The 15,229-nt window shown below is 54.7% G+C and carries 19 protein-coding genes; all 19 read right to left on the bottom strand.

The genetic code is table 11. The annotated features are described in order from the left end of the window. Positions 1-2 precede the first annotated feature (2 nt). The 19 genes from rplE to rpoC all read right to left on the bottom strand — a co-directional run bounded on the left by rplE (position 3) and on the right by rpoC (position 15,173). Positions 3-542 carry a 50S ribosomal protein L5 gene (rplE, locus tag QLQ17_RS15530; protein WP_283210522.1) on the bottom strand — a complete coding sequence of 180 codons (540 nt, stop codon included), beginning with the start codon at positions 540-542 and terminating at the stop codon, positions 3-5. A gap of 15 nt (positions 543-557) precedes the next feature. Further along, a complete protein-coding gene (gene rplX, locus QLQ17_RS15525; protein WP_283210521.1) occupies positions 558-878 on the bottom strand; it encodes a 50S ribosomal protein L24 in 321 nt (106 codons plus the stop codon). 17 nt (positions 879-895) lie between these two features. Continuing rightward, positions 896-1,264, bottom strand: a complete 369-nt coding sequence (rplN, locus tag QLQ17_RS15520) for a 50S ribosomal protein L14 (protein ID WP_283210520.1) — start codon at positions 1,262-1,264, stop codon at positions 896-898. A gap of 18 nt (positions 1,265-1,282) precedes the next feature. Further along, on the bottom strand, positions 1,283-1,549 hold the full coding sequence (gene rpsQ / locus QLQ17_RS15515; protein ID WP_007154006.1) for a 30S ribosomal protein S17: 267 nt from the start codon (positions 1,547-1,549) through the stop codon (positions 1,283-1,285). 1 nt (position 1,550) lies between these two features. Further along, positions 1,551-1,742, bottom strand: coding sequence for a 50S ribosomal protein L29 (gene rpmC, locus QLQ17_RS15510; RefSeq protein WP_283210672.1), 192 nt, complete (start codon positions 1,740-1,742; stop codon positions 1,551-1,553). Beyond that, a complete protein-coding gene (rplP, locus tag QLQ17_RS15505; protein ID WP_283210519.1) occupies positions 1,742-2,155 on the bottom strand; it encodes a 50S ribosomal protein L16 in 414 nt (137 codons plus the stop codon). Before rplP ends, rpmC begins: the two co-directional genes overlap by 1 nt. Before the next feature lie 12 nt (positions 2,156-2,167). Further along, positions 2,168-2,851 carry a 30S ribosomal protein S3 gene (gene rpsC, locus QLQ17_RS15500; RefSeq protein ID WP_283210518.1) on the bottom strand — a complete coding sequence of 228 codons (684 nt, stop codon included), beginning with the start codon at positions 2,849-2,851 and terminating at the stop codon, positions 2,168-2,170. 11 nt (positions 2,852-2,862) lie between these two features. Further along, positions 2,863-3,195 (bottom strand): 50S ribosomal protein L22, encoded by a 333-nt coding sequence (rplV, locus tag QLQ17_RS15495; protein WP_283210517.1) that lies wholly within the window; start codon positions 3,193-3,195, stop codon positions 2,863-2,865. A gap of 16 nt (positions 3,196-3,211) precedes the next feature. Continuing rightward, entirely contained in the window at positions 3,212-3,487 is a 276-nt protein-coding gene (gene rpsS, locus QLQ17_RS15490) for a 30S ribosomal protein S19 (protein ID WP_150914340.1), read from the bottom strand. A 23-nt stretch (positions 3,488-3,510) separates the two neighbouring features. After that, positions 3,511-4,338: a 50S ribosomal protein L2 gene (gene rplB / locus QLQ17_RS15485; protein ID WP_283210516.1), complete on the bottom strand. Its 828-nt coding sequence runs from the start codon at positions 4,336-4,338 to the stop codon at positions 3,511-3,513. A gap of 17 nt (positions 4,339-4,355) precedes the next feature. Further along, on the bottom strand, positions 4,356-4,649 hold the full coding sequence (gene rplW / locus QLQ17_RS15480; protein WP_283210515.1) for a 50S ribosomal protein L23: 294 nt from the start codon (positions 4,647-4,649) through the stop codon (positions 4,356-4,358). Continuing rightward, positions 4,646-5,251: a 50S ribosomal protein L4 gene (gene rplD, locus QLQ17_RS15475; RefSeq protein ID WP_283210514.1), complete on the bottom strand. Its 606-nt coding sequence runs from the start codon at positions 5,249-5,251 to the stop codon at positions 4,646-4,648. Before rplD ends, rplW begins: the two co-directional genes overlap by 4 nt. A gap of 11 nt (positions 5,252-5,262) precedes the next feature. Then, positions 5,263-5,901 (bottom strand): 50S ribosomal protein L3, encoded by a 639-nt coding sequence (rplC, locus tag QLQ17_RS15470; RefSeq protein WP_283210513.1) that lies wholly within the window; start codon positions 5,899-5,901, stop codon positions 5,263-5,265. Between the two features lie 75 nt (positions 5,902-5,976). Beyond that, positions 5,977-6,288, bottom strand: a complete 312-nt coding sequence (gene rpsJ / locus QLQ17_RS15465; RefSeq protein ID WP_004580743.1) for a 30S ribosomal protein S10 — start codon at positions 6,286-6,288, stop codon at positions 5,977-5,979. A 185-nt stretch (positions 6,289-6,473) separates the two neighbouring features. After that, positions 6,474-7,670, bottom strand: coding sequence for an elongation factor Tu (tuf, locus tag QLQ17_RS15460; protein WP_283210501.1), 1,197 nt, complete (start codon positions 7,668-7,670; stop codon positions 6,474-6,476). Positions 7,671-7,705: 35 nt separating this feature from the next. After that, positions 7,706-9,811, bottom strand: a complete 2,106-nt coding sequence (fusA, locus tag QLQ17_RS15455) for an elongation factor G (RefSeq protein WP_283210512.1) — start codon at positions 9,809-9,811, stop codon at positions 7,706-7,708. A gap of 18 nt (positions 9,812-9,829) precedes the next feature. Beyond that, on the bottom strand, positions 9,830-10,300 hold the full coding sequence (gene rpsG, locus QLQ17_RS15450) for a 30S ribosomal protein S7 (protein WP_283210511.1): 471 nt from the start codon (positions 10,298-10,300) through the stop codon (positions 9,830-9,832). A 113-nt stretch (positions 10,301-10,413) separates the two neighbouring features. Then, positions 10,414-10,788 carry a 30S ribosomal protein S12 gene (gene rpsL, locus QLQ17_RS15445; protein WP_283210510.1) on the bottom strand — a complete coding sequence of 125 codons (375 nt, stop codon included), beginning with the start codon at positions 10,786-10,788 and terminating at the stop codon, positions 10,414-10,416. Positions 10,789-10,958: 170 nt separating this feature from the next. Beyond that, complete coding sequence (gene rpoC / locus QLQ17_RS15440) at positions 10,959-15,173, bottom strand: DNA-directed RNA polymerase subunit beta' (protein ID WP_283210509.1); 4,215 nt, start codon at positions 15,171-15,173, stop codon at positions 10,959-10,961. Between the last annotated feature and the right edge of the window lie 56 nt (positions 15,174-15,229).

Raw genomic sequence — 15,229 nt, 5'->3', positions numbered from 1 at the left:
CCTTATTTCTTGAACGGAAAGCCGAAGGCTTTCAACAGTTCGCGACCTTCGTCGTCGGTACCGGCAGTGGTGGTAATGGTGATGTCAAGACCACGGATCTTGTCGACTCTGTCGTACTCAATCTCCGGGAAAATGATCTGCTCACGCACACCCATGCTGTAGTTACCACGACCATCGAAGGACTTGGGATTCAGACCGCGGAAGTCACGAATGCGGGGAACCGCAATGTGAACCAGACGATCGAAGAAATCCCACATGCGCTCACCGCGCAGGGTAACCTTGCAACCGATCGGCCAGCCTTCACGGATTTTAAAACCCGCAACGGACTTACGCGCCACGGTAACAACTGCTTTTTGACCTGCCAGGGCTTCAAGATCCGCCACAGCATTTTCAATCAGCTTTTTGTCACCGACCGCTTCGCCGACACCCATGTTTAGGGTGATCTTCTCGATACGCGGCACCTGCATCGGGTTCTTGTAAGCGAACTCTTTCTGCAGGGCGGGTACCACTTCCTTACTGTACTGCTCTTTCATATTAAGCATCGTAACCACCACCGCTTACTGGTTATCGACGACTTCTTTCGTGGACTTAAAGATCCGCACTTTGGCGCCGTCTTCCTTGATCTGGAAGCCTACGCGATCGGCTTTGCCGGTCTGCGGATTAAAAATAGCCACGTTGGAAGCCTGGATAGGTGCTTCTTTCTCGACGATGCCACCTTGGGTGCCAGCCATCGGGTTCGGTTTCGTGTGCTTCTTGATCATGTTGATCCCTGAAACAATCACGCGACCATCGTCCTGAACTTTCAGGACCTTACCACGTTTGCCCTGGTCTTTGCCCGTAGTGACGATGACTTCGTCATCTCGTTTGATCTTTTTCATAACCGGCCTCTGGTCCTTTAAAGTACTTCGGGTGCCAGTGAAATGATTTTCATGAACTTCTCATTACGCAGTTCACGGGTAACCGGTCCGAAGATACGGGTACCAATCGGTGCGTCCTGATTGTTCAGAAGTACTGCCGCGTTACCGTCAAAACGGATGAGCGACCCGTCGGGACGACGCACACCTTTACGGGTACGCACTACAACAGCTTTCAGTACCTGGCCTTTTTTCACTTTGCCGCGGGGGATGGCTTCCTTGACGGTCACCTTGATGATATCCCCAACGCCGGCGTAACGCCTGTGTGAACCGCCCAGAACTTTGATGCACTGAACCTGTCGTGCACCGCTGTTGTCCGCGACATCAAGCATTGTTTGAGTCTGAATCATGGTTGTTCTCCGGGCGAATTACACCTTGGATGCACGCTCGGTGACCTCAACCAGAGCCCAGCTCTTGGTCTTGGAGACCGGACGGGTTTCCTGGATTGTAACGGTGTCACCAATGTTGCACTGATTGCTTTCATCGTGAGCATGAATCTTTGATGAACGCTTCATGTACTTACCGTACAGAGGATGCTTCACCTGGCGCTCAACCAGAACCACAATGGATTTCTCCATCTTGTTGCTCACGACCTTGCCGCTCAGGGTTCTGGCAGTTTGGGTAGCTTCAGTCATGTTACTGTCCTGCCTTTTCGTTCATCACTGTCTTTACGCGAGCAATGTCACGCTTCACCTTCTGAAGAAGATGAGACTGATTCAGCTGACCTGTCGCCTTGCGCATGCGCAGGTTGAACTGCTCCTTCAGGAGGTCGATCAGCTCTTTGTTCAGCTCCTCGACTGACTTTTCACGCAGCTCTGTTGCTTTCATCACATCACCTTCCTCGTTACAAAGGTGGTCTGTACGGGCAGTTTCGCCGCCGCCAGAGTGAAGGCTTCGCGTGCAATATCTTCCGCAACACCTTCCATCTCATAGAGCATGCGGCCTGGCTGAATTTCAGCCACCCAATACTCGACAGAACCCTTACCTTTACCCATTCGTACTTCCAGCGGCTTGCTAGAGATCGGCTTGTCCGGGAATACCCGGATCCAGATCTTACCGCCCCGCTTGATGCGACGAGTCATGGTACGACGCGCGGCCTCAATCTGGCGCGCAGTTATACGTCCACGGCTGGTCGCCTTCAATCCGTATTCACCGAAGCTCACCTTGTTAGCACGGTGCGCAAGACCGGTGTTACGGCCTTTCATTACCTTGCGAAATTTGGTGCGTTTTGGTTGCAGCATAAGAGTGCCCCTTTACTTAGAACCTTTCTTCCCAGAGGCTTTCTTGTCAGCACGGACCTGCTCCATACCACCAAGAATCTCACCTTTGAAGATCCATACCTTGACGCCGATGATGCCGTAGGTGGTTTTCGCTTCGTAGGTCGAGTAATCAATGTCTGCACGCAGTGTGTGCAGCGGAACTCGACCTTCGCGATACCACTCGGAACGAGCAATTTCAGCGCCCCCGAGACGACCGCCTACCTGAATCTTGATACCCTTGGCTCCCTGACGCATAGCGTTCTGAACCGCACGCTTCATAGCGCGACGGAACATCACACGACGCTCCAGCTGACCGGCCACGTTTTGGGCGACCAGGCGGGCATCCAGGTCCGGCTTGCGGACTTCTTCGATGTTGATGTGCACAGGCACGCCCATCATGTCGCTGACTTCGCGACGCAGACGGTCAACATCTTCGCCCTTCTTACCGATAACAATACCGGGACGGGCAGTATGGATCGTGATACGGGCGTTCTGAGCTGGGCGCTCGATCACAATCTTGCTGACAGACGCCTTTACCAGACGCTTGTCCAGGAATTCACGAACCTCAATGTCGTTCAACAGGTTGTTCGCGTATTCCGCTTTTTCGGCGTACCACACTGAGTTGTGCTCTTTAATCACACCCAGGCGCATGCCGGTTGGATTTACTTTATGACCCATCTGAGCATCTCCTACTTGTCGGCGACCTTGACGGTGATATGACAGGTGCGCTTGAAAATACGGTCAGCGCGCCCCTTGGCTCGAGCTTTGATTCGCTTGAGCGTCGGACCTTCATCCACCATAACGGTGGAAACCCGCAGATCATCTACGTCCAGACCTTCGTTGTGCTCAGCGTTGGCAATGGCAGACTCAAGCGCTTTCTTGAGTACAACCGCTGCCTTCTTAGGGCTGAAAGTCAGAATATTCAGGGCATCCTCAACAGCCTTTCCACGTACTTGGTCAGCGACAAGACGTGCTTTCTGAGCTGAGAGGTTAGCGCCCTTGTACTTGGCTGCTACTTCCATTTCTATTCCCTCACAATCAGCGTTTAGCTTTCTTGTCGGCCGCATGACCACGATAAGTACGCGTCGCCGCGAACTCACCCAGCTTATGTCCTACCATATCTTCGGTGACATAAACCGGCACGTGCTGCTTGCCGTTGTGGACTGCAATGGTCAAGCCTACAAACTCCGGAAAGACCGTGGAACGACGCGACCAGGTCTTGATCGGTCGCTTGTCGTTCGCTTCCAGAGCTGCCTCGACCTTCTTCAACAGATGCAGGTCTATAAAAGGACCTTTCTTCAAAGAACGTGGCACAGCATTTACCTCTATGTAGTCGTTTACTTGGCTGAACGACGACGTACTATCATCTTGTCAGTACGCTTGTTCTTACGAGTCTTATGTCCTTTGGTCGGAACACCCCACGGAGTTACCGGGTGACGTCCGCCAGAGGTACGCCCTTCACCACCACCATGTGGGTGGTCAACTGGGTTCATAGCAACACCACGTACTGTTGGACGTTTACCGCGCCAACGTGATGCACCCGCTTTACCAAGCTGCTTGAGACTGTGTTCGCTGTTGGACACCTCGCCCAATGTGGCGCGACAGTCAACAAGCACCTTACGCATTTCACCTGAACGCAGGCGGATGGTGGCGTAAGCCCCCTCCCGAGCAACCAGCTGTACGGATGCGCCCGCAGAGCGAGCCAGCTGAGCACCTTTGCCAGGCTTGATTTCGACGCAGTGAACAACAGAACCGACCGGAATATTCCGAAGCGGAAGCGTGCTGCCTACTTTAATCGGCGCGTCGATACCGGAACGCACAGGATCCCCAATCTGCATACCTTTGGGAGCGATGATGTAACGACGCTCGCCATCGGCATACTTCAGGAGCGCAATGTGCGCTGAGCGGTTAGGATCGTATTCCAGGCGCTCAATAGTCGCCGGAATACCATCTTTGGTCCGCTTAAAGTCAATAACGCGGTAGTGCTTCTTGTGACCACCACCAACGTGACGGGTAGTGATGCGACCAAAATGGTTACGACCACCCGATTTACTCAATGTTTCCAACAACGGCTCGTAAGGGCGCCCCCGATGAAGATCAGGGTTGTAGAGCTTTACAACGTGACGGCGGCCGGCAGATGTTGGCTTGGTTTTGACGATCGGCATTTTACGACCCCTTTACCTTATTCCACATCCATAAAATCGATGTCCTGACCTTCGGCAAGCTTTACATAAGCCTTGCGAAGATCATTACGCTTGCCGAACCCGCGGATAGTGCGCTTGAGCTTACCCTTACGGTTCAGAACCTGAACACCTTCGACGGTGACGTTGAACAGCTGCTCAACGGCTTTCTTGATCTCGGGCTTGGTTGCATCCGGAGCTACCTTGAAAACCACCTGGCCTTTTTCACCAACCAGCGAAGCTTTCTCTGATACGTGCGGCCCCAAAAGAACCTGATAAATACGTTCCTGATTCATCCCAGCATCTCCTCAATCTTCTTCAGAGCGGGAACAGTCACCACAACACTCTCAAAGGCGACCAGGCTAACCGGATCCAGACCAGCAACATCACGCACATCAACGTGAGGAATGTTGCGTGACGCCAGATGCAGGTTCTGCTCGACGCTGTCGGACAGAATCAGGGCATTGCTGACACCGAGATCTTTCAGTTTGGCGTTGAAGGCCTTGGTCTTCGGGGTATCGACATTCATGTCGTCTACCACCACCAGGCGCTCCTGACGAACCAGCTCGGACAAAATAGAGCACATCGCAGCACGGTACATCTTGCGGTTGACCTTCTGCTCGAAGCCACGAGGCTTGGCAGCAAAGGTCACACCACCGGCACGCCAGATCGGGCTGCGGATGGTACCTGCGCGGGCACGACCTGTACCCTTCTGACGCCACGGCTTCTTACCACCGCCAGACACCTCAGAACGCGTCTTCTGAGCCTTGGTTCCCTGACGACCACCTGCCATGTAAGCAGTGACCACCTGATGAACCAGCGACTCGTTAAAATCTTTGGCAAACGCAGCGTCGGAAACAGAAATTCCCTTGCCGCTACCTGTAATAGTCAATTCCATCGCACCGCTCCTCAGGCTTTAACTGCAGGCTTGATGACAACATTTCCGCCAGTAGCGCCCGGAACGGCACCACGAATCAGCAGAAGGTTGCGCTCGGCGTCAACGCGGACAACCTGAAGGTTCTGCACAGTAACCTGCGCATTACCCATCTGGCCCGCCATTTTCTTGCCCTTGAATACCTTGCCCGGCGTCTGGTTCTGACCGATAGAACCCGGAGCACGATGAGAAAGGGAGTTGCCGTGTGTGGCGTCCTGCATGGAGAAGTTCCAACGCTTAACGCCACCCTGGAAACCTTTACCCTTGGACTGACCAATCGCATCGACAACCTGACCGTCTTCAAAAATGGAGGCGTTGATTTCGCCACCAGCAGTCAGCTCGTCACCTTCACCGTCAGCAAGACGGAATTCCCACAGCCCGCGACCGGCTTCAACGCCAGCTTTCGCAAAATGGCCTGCTTCGCTCTTGGTCACACGAGAGGAACGACGCTTTCCAACGGTTACCTGAACCGCACGATAGCCATCGCTTTCAAGAGTTTTCAGTTGGGTAATCCGGTTGGGCTCAACCTCGACTACCGTTACGGGCACTGCTTGCCCGTCTTCCGTAAAAATACGGGTCATACCGGCCTTACGACCGACAATACCAATCGCCATGTGTCACCTCTTAGTGTACGGGGCTTTCACCCTCTATGGCCTTATGACAGTTACACAGACTAATACCTGGCGGTATTAGCCGAGGCTGATCTGAACGTCTACACCCGCTGCCAGATCCAGCTTCATCAGAGCGTCTACTGTTTTCTCCGTCGGTTCGACGATGTCCAGCAAACGCTTGTGTGTACGAATCTCGTACTGATCACGCGCGTCTTTATTGACGTGCGGGGAAATCAGAACCGTGTACTTTTCCTTCCGCGTCGGCAGAGGAATTGGTCCACGCACCTGAGCGCCGGTCCGCTTCGCGGTATCGACGATCTCCTGCGTTGACTGGTCGATAAGGCGATAATCAAACGCCTTCAACCGAATTCGAATTTTTTGGCTTTGCATGATGCACCAAACTCCACTCGTAGCAGCTACTTAGTTAGCCGACCTTCAAAAAAAGGAGCCGCATTGTATGCATAATACCCAACAGTGTCAACTGCATTCAGCAGTGACTCTACCGGGTCAGATTCTGCGACGGACATAGAAAAAGGGGCTGAACCATCAGCCCCTTTTTCCGGATCAAACGAGGATTACTCGATGATCTTGGAGACCACGCCGGCACCAACGGTACGACCGCCTTCGCGAACCGCGAAGCGCAGGCCATCTTCCATGGCGATCGGGGCGATCAGGGTAACACTCATCTTGACGTTGTCACCCGGCATTACCATTTCCACACCTTCCGGCAGCTCACAGGAACCTGTGACGTCGGTGGTACGGAAGTAGAACTGCGGACGGTAGCCCTTGAAGAACGGCGTATGACGACCACCTTCTTCTTTGCTCAGGACATACACTTCGCACTCGAACTTGGTGTGCGGAGTGATGGAACCTGGAACCGCCAGAACCTGACCACGCTCTACGTCGTCACGCTTGGTGCCACGCAGCAGCGCACCAATGTTCTCACCTGCACGACCTTCGTCCAGCAGCTTGCGGAACATCTCAACACCAGTACAGGTCGTCTTCACGGTGTCCTTCAGACCAACGATCTCAACTTCGTCGCCTGTCTTCAGTACGCCACGCTCTACACGACCGGTCACTACAGTACCGCGACCAGAGATAGAGAATACGTCCTCGATCGGCATCAGGAACGGCTGATCAATCGCACGCTCAGGATCCGGGATGTATTCGTCCAGGGCTTCTACCAGCTTCTTAACAGCCGTAGTACCCATCTCGTTGTCGTCCTTACCTTCCAGCGCCATCAGCGCAGAACCGGTAACGATCGGCGTGTCGTCGCCTGGGAAGTCGTACTGGCTCAGCAGATCACGAACTTCCATCTCAACCAGCTCAAGCAGCTCTTCATCGTCAACCATGTCCGCTTTGTTCAGGAACACAACGATGAAAGGAACGCCTACCTGACGGGACAGCAGGATGTGCTCACGAGTCTGCGGCATGGGGCCGTCAGCTGCGGAGCAAACCAGAATCGCGCCGTCCATCTGCGCCGCACCAGTGATCATGTTCTTCACATAGTCAGCGTGGCCCGGGCAGTCTACGTGTGCGTAGTGACGTGCCGGTGAATCGTACTCAACGTGAGAGGTCGCGATGGTGATACCACGCGCCTTCTCTTCCGGTGCGTTATCGATCGAGTCGAATGCACTCGCAGAACCCGTTCCCCATACCTCGTGACATACACGAGTCAGGGCAGCTGTCAGCGTGGTCTTACCATGGTCTACGTGACCAATGGTGCCCACGTTTACGTGCGGTTTACTACGCTCAAATTTTTCTTTAGACACGGTTACACCTCTTCCTGTTTCTTAAGTCCTGGGTATCAACCCTTTTTAATGATCGCATCGGCAATGTTCGAAGGAGCTTCCATATAACGGGAGAATTCCATCGAATAAGACGCCCGGCCCTGCGTTGCAGAACGCAGATCGGTGGCGTAACCGAACATCTCCGACAGCGGAACTTCGGCACGGATCGTCTTGCCCGCTGGGGTATCTTCCATACCCTGCACCAGGCCACGACGACGGTTCAGGTCACCAACAACGTCACCCATGTAGTCCTCGGGAGTCGCTACTTCGACCTTCATCAGCGGCTCAAGCAGTGCCGGATTCGCTTCCAAGGCACCTTTCTTCATGGCCATGGAACCCGCGACCTTGAACGCCATTTCGTTGGAGTCAACGTCGTGATAGGAACCATCGTACAGCGTGGCTTTGATGCGAAGCAGAGGATAACCAGCCAGACAGCCGTTCTTCATCTGCTCTTCAATACCCTGCTGGACAGCCGGGATGTATTCCTTCGGAACTACACCGCCAACGATTTCGTTCACAAAGATAAAGTTATCGCCATCTTCGTCGTCCAGGGGCAGCGGCTCAAGCTTCAGCTTGACGTGACCGTACTGACCGCGACCACCGGACTGACGTACGAATTTGCCTTCGACGTCTACCGGCTTACGGATGCACTCACGATACGCAACCTGTGGCTTACCAATGTTCGCCTCAACCTTGAACTCACGCTTCATGCGATCAACGATAATGTCGAGGTGAAGCTCACCCATACCGGAGATGATGGTCTGACCGGATTCTTCGTCGGTACGAACCTGGAAAGACGGATCTTCCTGGGCCAACTTACCCAGCGCTGTACCCATCTTCTCCTGGTCTGCCTTCGACTTCGGCTCAACCGCAACCGAAATAACAGGATCCGGGAATTCCATACGCTCGAGAATGATCTTGTGATTCTCGTCGCACAGCGTGTCACCTGTGGTCACATTCTTCAGACCAATCGCTGCAGCGATATCGCCCGCCAGAACTTCTTTGATTTCCTGGCGCTCTTTCGAGTGCATCTGAACCATCCGGCCGACACGCTCTTTCTTCTGCTTGACCGAGTTGTAGACCGCGTTACCGGATTCCAGCTTACCCGAGTAAACCCGGAAGAAGGTCAGCGTGCCTACGAACGGATCGGTTGCGATCTTGAAGGCCAGTGCAGCGAAAGGTGCATTGTCATCAGCCTCACGCAGCTCCTCGGTGCCGTCTTCGTCAATTTCACCACGAATGGCTTTAACTTCGTCCGGCGCAGGAAGGAACTCGACAACCGCATCAAGAACGGCCTGAACACCCTTGTTCTTGAACGCAGAACCGCAGGTAGCGATAACAATCTCGTTGGCCAGTGTGCGCAGACGAAGACCTTTCTTGATGTCTTCGATGCTCAGCTCGCCTTCTTCGAGATAGCGCTCCATCAGCTCTTCGTTTGCTTCGGCTGCTGCCTCCACCATCTCTTCGCGGTACTTGGCAACTTCATCCGCCATTTCGGCTGGTACGTCACGCTGGTCGTAAGTCGCACCCGCGTCGTCTTCGTTCCAGTAAATAGCCTTGTTACGAATCAGGTCGATAACACCCGCAAACTGGTCTTCAGCGCCAATTGGCAGCTGAACGGGAACGCAGTTCGCACCCAAACGCTTCTTAATCTGCTCAACCACTCGCAGGAAGTTCGCGCCGGCACGATCCATCTTGTTGACGAACACCATGCGAGGAACTTCGTACTTGTTGGCCTGGCGCCATACCGTCTCTGACTGAGGCTCAACACCAGAGGAACCGCAGAACACAACAACGGCGCCGTCGAGTACACGCAATGAACGCTCTACCTCGATGGTAAAGTCAACGTGTCCCGGGGTGTCGATGATGTTAATGCGGTGCTCGTCGTACTGCTGGTCCATGCCCTGCCAGAACGTGGTGGTCGCAGCAGAGGTGATGGTAATACCACGCTCCTGCTCCTGCTCCATCCAGTCCATGGTCGCAGCGCCATCATGTACTTCACCGATTTTGTGAGAAATACCGGTGTAGAACAGAACCCGCTCGGTGGTTGTGGTTTTGCCCGCATCAACGTGCGCACAAATACCAATGTTTCTGTATCTTTTGATCGGAGTCTTGCGTGCCACTGTATAAACCTCGGCTTATTAGAAACGGAAGTGAGAGAACGCCTTGTTGGCTTCTGCCATGCGATGAACGTCTTCGCGCTTCTTAACAGCGGAGCCCTTGCTGTCAGCGGCATCCAGGATTTCACCTGCCAGGCGCTGAGCCATGGACTTTTCACCACGCTTCCGTGAGAATTCTACGAGCCAGCGCATGGCCAGCGCGTTCTGACGCGAAGGCCTTACTTCGACAGGCACCTGGTAAGTAGCACCACCCACGCGACGAGATTTGACCTCGACCATCGGCTGGATGTTTTCCAGGGCCTTCTCGAACATGTCGATCGGCTCTTCTTTTGACTTGTCGGCAACAATGTCGAGCGCGCCATAAACAATGCGCTCTGCAACGGCCTTCTTACCACTTTCCATAACGTGGTTGATGAACTTGGCCAGTCTTGCACTGTTGAACTTCGGATCCGGGATAATTTCCCGTTTTGCTGCAACTCTTCTTCTAGGCATCGATAAGCCCTTATCTGTTAAAAGGTCTTCAGGAACCCCTGAGATAGCATCAGCTACTCAGCCTTACTCTTACCGTTCTACATAACAACGATAAAAGACACCCGTTTGGGACATCAGGACTTGGGTCGTTTTGCACCGTACTTGGAGCGACCCTGCTTACGGTTCTGTACACCCTGAGTGTCCAGCGTTCCGCGAACAGTGTGGTAGCGAACACCCGGAAGGTCTTTTACTCGACCGCCGCGGATCAGCACTACGCTGTGCTCCTGAAGGTTGTGACCTTCACCACCAATGTATGAGGAAACCTCGTAGCCGTTCGTCAGTCGAACACGGCACACTTTACGCAGTGCTGAGTTCGGCTTCTTCGGCGTAGTTGTGTATACACGAGTGCATACACCACGGCGCTGCGGGCAAGCCTGCAGAGCAGGTACGTCGCTCTTGGCCGCTCTGCGTTTACGAGGCTTACGTACCAACTGATTAATCGTTGCCATGTAAGCAAACTCCAACAAACCATATCAATGAAACTTACCCCCGACGGGCGGGGGTAAAATTTGAGGGTCGCAAGTTTAAGCCTGCGCCCCCGAACAGTCAAGGTGACTGCTGTCTTTTTGACCAACCGCCGAATAGGTATCTTCCGGCGGGTCAGTCGCTGACCGCGAAATTAACTCTCGCGGTTCAGCTCTGCGCTCAGCGCTTCTTCCACATCAGCGGCCGTTACGCCCTGCTCTTCCAGGTCACGCTTGCGGCGACGCTCGTTGTGGTAAGCCAGACCAGTACCCGCAGGAATCAGGCGACCCACTACCACGTTCTCTTTCAGACCGCGGAGGTAATCGCGCTTGCCAGTCACCGCGCCTTCGGTCAGTACCCGAGTCGTTTCCTGGAACGACGCGGCTGAGATGAAGGACTCTGTGGCCAGCGATGCCTTGGTGATACCCAGCAGCAAACGCTCGCAGCGGGCCGGTTCTTTGTCGGCCGCCTCGGCTTTCTCGTTCTCTTCCATGAACTGGGTGATTTCCACCTGATCGCCGGAAAGCAGGTTGGTATCGCCAGCATCGGTGATTTCCACCTTGCGCAGCATCTGGCGAACGATAACCTCAATGTGCTTATCGTTGATCACAACACCCTGCAGACGGTAAACGTCCTGAATCTCGTTGGTGATGTACTTCGCCAGTTCCACCACACCCAGCAGACGCAGAATATCGTGCGGGTTGGACGGTCCGTCGGAAATGACTTCGCCTTTCTCGACCGTTTCACCCTCAAACACGTTCATCTGACGATGCTTGGGAATCAGAACCTCATAGGGATCTGCATCCTTCGGCGTGATGACCAGACGCTTCTTGCCTTTGGTCTCTTTACCGAAGGAGACCACGCCACTGACTTCAGCCAGGATGGACGACTCTTTCGGACGACGGGCTTCGAACAGGTCGGCAACCCGTGGCAGACCACCGGTAATGTCGCGTGTCTTCGAGCTTTCCTGAGGAATACGGGCAACCACGTCACCCAACTCGATTTTCGCGCCATTTGCCATGGTGACCAGCGCATTCGCCGGCAGGAAGAAGATCGCAGTACCGCCACCTGGCAGGTCAACATCGTTGCCCTTGTCGTCAACCAGCTGAATGGCCGGACGAATGTCCTTACCAGCGGCTGGACGCTCTTTCGGGTCGATGACCTCCATGGTGGACAGGCCAGTCAGCTCGTCGGTCTGGGTGCGGACAGTGATGCCCTGGTCCATGTTGACGAATTTGGCCGTGCCTTCGGCTTCCGCAATGATCGGGTGAGTGTGCGGATCCCACTTGGCAACCGCGACGCCCGCTTCCACAGCATCGCCATGTTTAACAGACAGTACCGCGCCGTACGGGAGCTTGTACCACTCGCGCTCACGTCCCTGCTCGTCGGCAATCGCCAGCGCAGAAGAACGGGAGACCACGACCAGAGAACCGTCGGTTTTCTCGATCGACTTCAGGTTGTGCAGGCGAACGGTACCGCCATGCTTGACCTGGATATTGTCGACCGCGGATGCCCGGCTTGCCGCACCACCAATGTGGAAGGTACGCATCGTGAGCTGGGTACCCGGCTCACCGATGGACTGGGCAGCGATAACACCGACCGCTTCACCAACGTTGACCTCATGGCCGCGGGCCAGATCACGTCCATAACACTTAGAACAGATACCGTGGCGAGTCTCACAGGTAATCGCTGAGCGAACCCAGACTTCGTCCACACCGGCACGCTCAAGCGATTCAACCGCTTTCTCGTCCAGCAGAGTGCCAGCAGGAACAACCGCGTTGTCCTTATCGGTCGGGGTGAACGCATCACGCGCAGTCACACGACCCAGAACACGATCGCCCAGCGGCACAACCACGTCACCGCCTTCGATGTGCGGCGTCATCAGCAGACCTTCATCGGTTCCGCAATCAGGCTCGGTCACCACCAGATCCTGAGACACGTCAACCAGACGACGCGTCAGGTAACCAGAGTTCGCCGTCTTCAGTGCGGTATCTGCCAGACCTTTACGAGCACCGTGGGTGGAGATGAAGTACTGGAGTACGTTCAGACCTTCACGGAAGTTCGCAGTGATCGGCGTCTCGATGATCGAGCCATCCGGCTTGGCCATCAGGCCACGCATACCGGCCAGCTGACGGATCTGAGCGGGGGAGCCCCGTGCGCCAGAATCGGCCATCATGTAAACGGAGTTGAAAGACTCCTGCATCAGGTCTTCGCCGTTCTCACCTTTTACTGGCTTGCCATCAGGTCCGATGACTTGCTCTTGAGACAGACGATCCATCATGGCCTTGGACACTTTGTCGTTAGCGCGGGACCAGATGTCGATGACCTTGTTGTATTTCTCGCCCTGGGTCAAAAGACCGGACGCGTACTGGGTTTCGATGTCTTTCACTTCCTCGGAAGCGGCATCAACCAGCTCGTACTTCTCGGGCGGGATCTCGAAATCGTTAAAGCCGATCGAGATACCGGAGACCGTTGCGAAGTGATACCCCATGTACATCAGCTGATCCGCGAAGATCACGGTGTCTTTCAGACCGGCATCGCGATAACAGGTGTTGATCAGGTTAGAGATAGCCTTCTTGACCATCGGCTTGTTGACGATCTCGTAGGACAGACCGTCCGGAACGATATCGAACAGCAGAGCACGACCAACGGTCGTATCAACGATCTTGTAAACCTCGACCTTCTCGCCATTCTCGTCATAGGTCACTTCTTTGACGCGAACCTTGACCATGGCCTGAAGATCAACTTTGCCGGCACCGTAGGCACGATGTGCCTCTTTCACGTCAGCGAAGGTCATGCCTTCACCCAGCGCACTCTTGCGGTCACGGGTCATGTAGTACAGACCCAGTACCACGTCCTGCGATGGCACGATGATCGGCTCGCCGTTAGCCGGCGACAGCACGTTGTTGGTGGACATCATCAGCGCACGGGCTTCGAGCTGGGCTTCCAGTGTCAGCGGTACGTGAACCGCCATCTGGTCACCGTCAAAGTCGGCGTTGTAGGCCGCACACACCAGCGGATGCAGCTGGATGGCCTTGCCTTCGATCAACACCGGCTCGAACGCCTGAATACCCAGACGGTGCAGGGTTGGCGCACGGTTCAGCATGATCGGGTGCTCGCGAATGACCTCATCCAGGATGTCCCAGACCACGCCTTCTTCGCGCTCAACCATTTTCTTGGCAGCCTTAATGGTGGTCGCCAGACCACGATGCTCAAGCTTGGAGAAAATAAACGGCTTGAACAGCTCCAGCGCCATCTTCTTCGGCAGACCACACTGGTGCAGACGCAGGTAAGGACCCACTACGATCACCGAACGACCGGAGTAGTCCACGCGCTTACCGAGCAGGTTTTGACGGAAGCGACCCTGCTTACCTTTGATCATGTCAGCCAGTGACTTCAGCGGGCGCTTGTTGGTGCCGGTAATGGCGCGGCCACGACGGCCGTTATCCAGCAGTGCGTCCACAGCTTCCTGCAGCATCCGCTTCTCGTTGCGCACGATGATATCCGGAGCGTTGAGCTCCAGCAGGCGCTTGAGGCGGTTGTTACGGTTAATGACCCGACGGTACAGATCGTTCAGATCCGAGGTCGCAAAACGACCACCGTCCAGTGGGACCAGCGGACGCAGATCCGGCGGAAGAACCGGCAGCACGGTCATGACCATGTCGCCCGGCTTGTTGCCGGAGTACAGGAAAGCCTCAAGAATCTTCAGACGCTTGCTGAACTTCTTGATCTTGGTCTCGGAATTCGTTTGCGGGATTTCTTCCCGCAGCGCGTCCACTTCCGCCTGCAGGTCAATGCCTTCCAGTAATTCCTGAACGGCCTCGGCACCCATGCGGGCGTCGAATTCGTCACCAAACTCTTCCAGGGCTTCGTAGTACTGCTCGTCGTTCAGCAGCTGCCCTTTCTCGAGAGTGGTCATGCCCGGCTCGATCACAATGAAGGATTCGAAATACAGAACCCGTTCAATGTCCCGCAGGGTCATGTCCAGCATCAGACCGATGCGGGACGGCAATGATTTCAGGAACCAGATATGGGCAACCGGGCTCGCAAGCTCGATGTGACCCATGCGCTCACGACGCACACTGGCCAATGCCACTTCGACACCGCACTTCTCGCAGATAACACCACGGTGCTTCAGGCGCTTGTACTTGCCGCAGAGGCACTCGTAATCCTTGATCGGGCCGAAAATTTTGGCACAGAAAAGACCGTCACGTTCTGGCTTGAACGTCCGGTAATTAATGGTCTCAGGCTTTTTCACCTCACCAAAAGACCATGATCGAATCATGTCAGGCGACGCCAATCCAATACGGATGGCATCAAATTCCTGCTTCTGGTTCTGGTTTTTGAGAAGATTCAGCAAATCTTTCATCAGTAACAGCTCCGGATGGCGTTATTCTCGGGCGGGCACCGACGGTGCCCGCTCAC

It is taken from the genome of Marinobacter sp. CHS3-4 (genome assembly GCF_030053415.1).
Taxonomy (GTDB): domain Bacteria; phylum Pseudomonadota; class Gammaproteobacteria; order Pseudomonadales; family Oleiphilaceae; genus Marinobacter.
The sequence above is the reverse complement of the archived record's forward strand: the minus strand, read 5'-3'. Positions and strand labels throughout refer to the sequence as shown.

What these genes read in the sequence shown, in the direction of transcription:
- rpsJ (WP_004580743.1), bottom strand. Translation starts at nt 6,288, where the DNA reads ATGCAAAGCCAAAAAATTCGAATTCGGTTGAAGGCGTTTGATTATCGC.
- rplB (WP_283210516.1), bottom strand. Translation starts at nt 4,338, where the DNA reads ATGCCGATCGTCAAAACCAAGCCAACATCTGCCGGCCGCCGTCACGTT.
- rpsQ (WP_007154006.1), bottom strand. Translation starts at nt 1,549, where the DNA reads ATGACTGAAGCTACCCAAACTGCCAGAACCCTGAGCGGCAAGGTCGTG.
- rplX (WP_283210521.1), bottom strand. Translation starts at nt 878, where the DNA reads ATGAAAAAGATCAAACGAGATGACGAAGTCATCGTCACTACGGGCAAA.
- rplE (WP_283210522.1), bottom strand. Translation starts at nt 542, where the DNA reads ATGCTTAATATGAAAGAGCAGTACAGTAAGGAAGTGGTACCCGCCCTG.
- rpsL (WP_283210510.1), bottom strand. Translation starts at nt 10,788, where the DNA reads ATGGCAACGATTAATCAGTTGGTACGTAAGCCTCGTAAACGCAGAGCG.
- rplN (WP_283210520.1), bottom strand. Translation starts at nt 1,264, where the DNA reads ATGATTCAGACTCAAACAATGCTTGATGTCGCGGACAACAGCGGTGCA.
- rpmC (WP_283210672.1), bottom strand. Translation starts at nt 1,742, where the DNA reads ATGAAAGCAACAGAGCTGCGTGAAAAGTCAGTCGAGGAGCTGAACAAA.
- rpsC (WP_283210518.1), bottom strand. Translation starts at nt 2,851, where the DNA reads ATGGGTCATAAAGTAAATCCAACCGGCATGCGCCTGGGTGTGATTAAA.
- rplD (WP_283210514.1), bottom strand. Translation starts at nt 5,251, where the DNA reads ATGGAATTGACTATTACAGGTAGCGGCAAGGGAATTTCTGTTTCCGAC.
- rplC (WP_283210513.1), bottom strand. Translation starts at nt 5,901, where the DNA reads ATGGCGATTGGTATTGTCGGTCGTAAGGCCGGTATGACCCGTATTTTT.
- rpoC (WP_283210509.1), bottom strand. Translation starts at nt 15,173, where the DNA reads ATGAAAGATTTGCTGAATCTTCTCAAAAACCAGAACCAGAAGCAGGAA.
- rpsG (WP_283210511.1), bottom strand. Translation starts at nt 10,300, where the DNA reads ATGCCTAGAAGAAGAGTTGCAGCAAAACGGGAAATTATCCCGGATCCG.
- rplP (WP_283210519.1), bottom strand. Translation starts at nt 2,155, where the DNA reads ATGCTGCAACCAAAACGCACCAAATTTCGCAAGGTAATGAAAGGCCGT.
- rplW (WP_283210515.1), bottom strand. Translation starts at nt 4,649, where the DNA reads ATGAATCAGGAACGTATTTATCAGGTTCTTTTGGGGCCGCACGTATCA.
- rplV (WP_283210517.1), bottom strand. Translation starts at nt 3,195, where the DNA reads ATGGAAGTAGCAGCCAAGTACAAGGGCGCTAACCTCTCAGCTCAGAAA.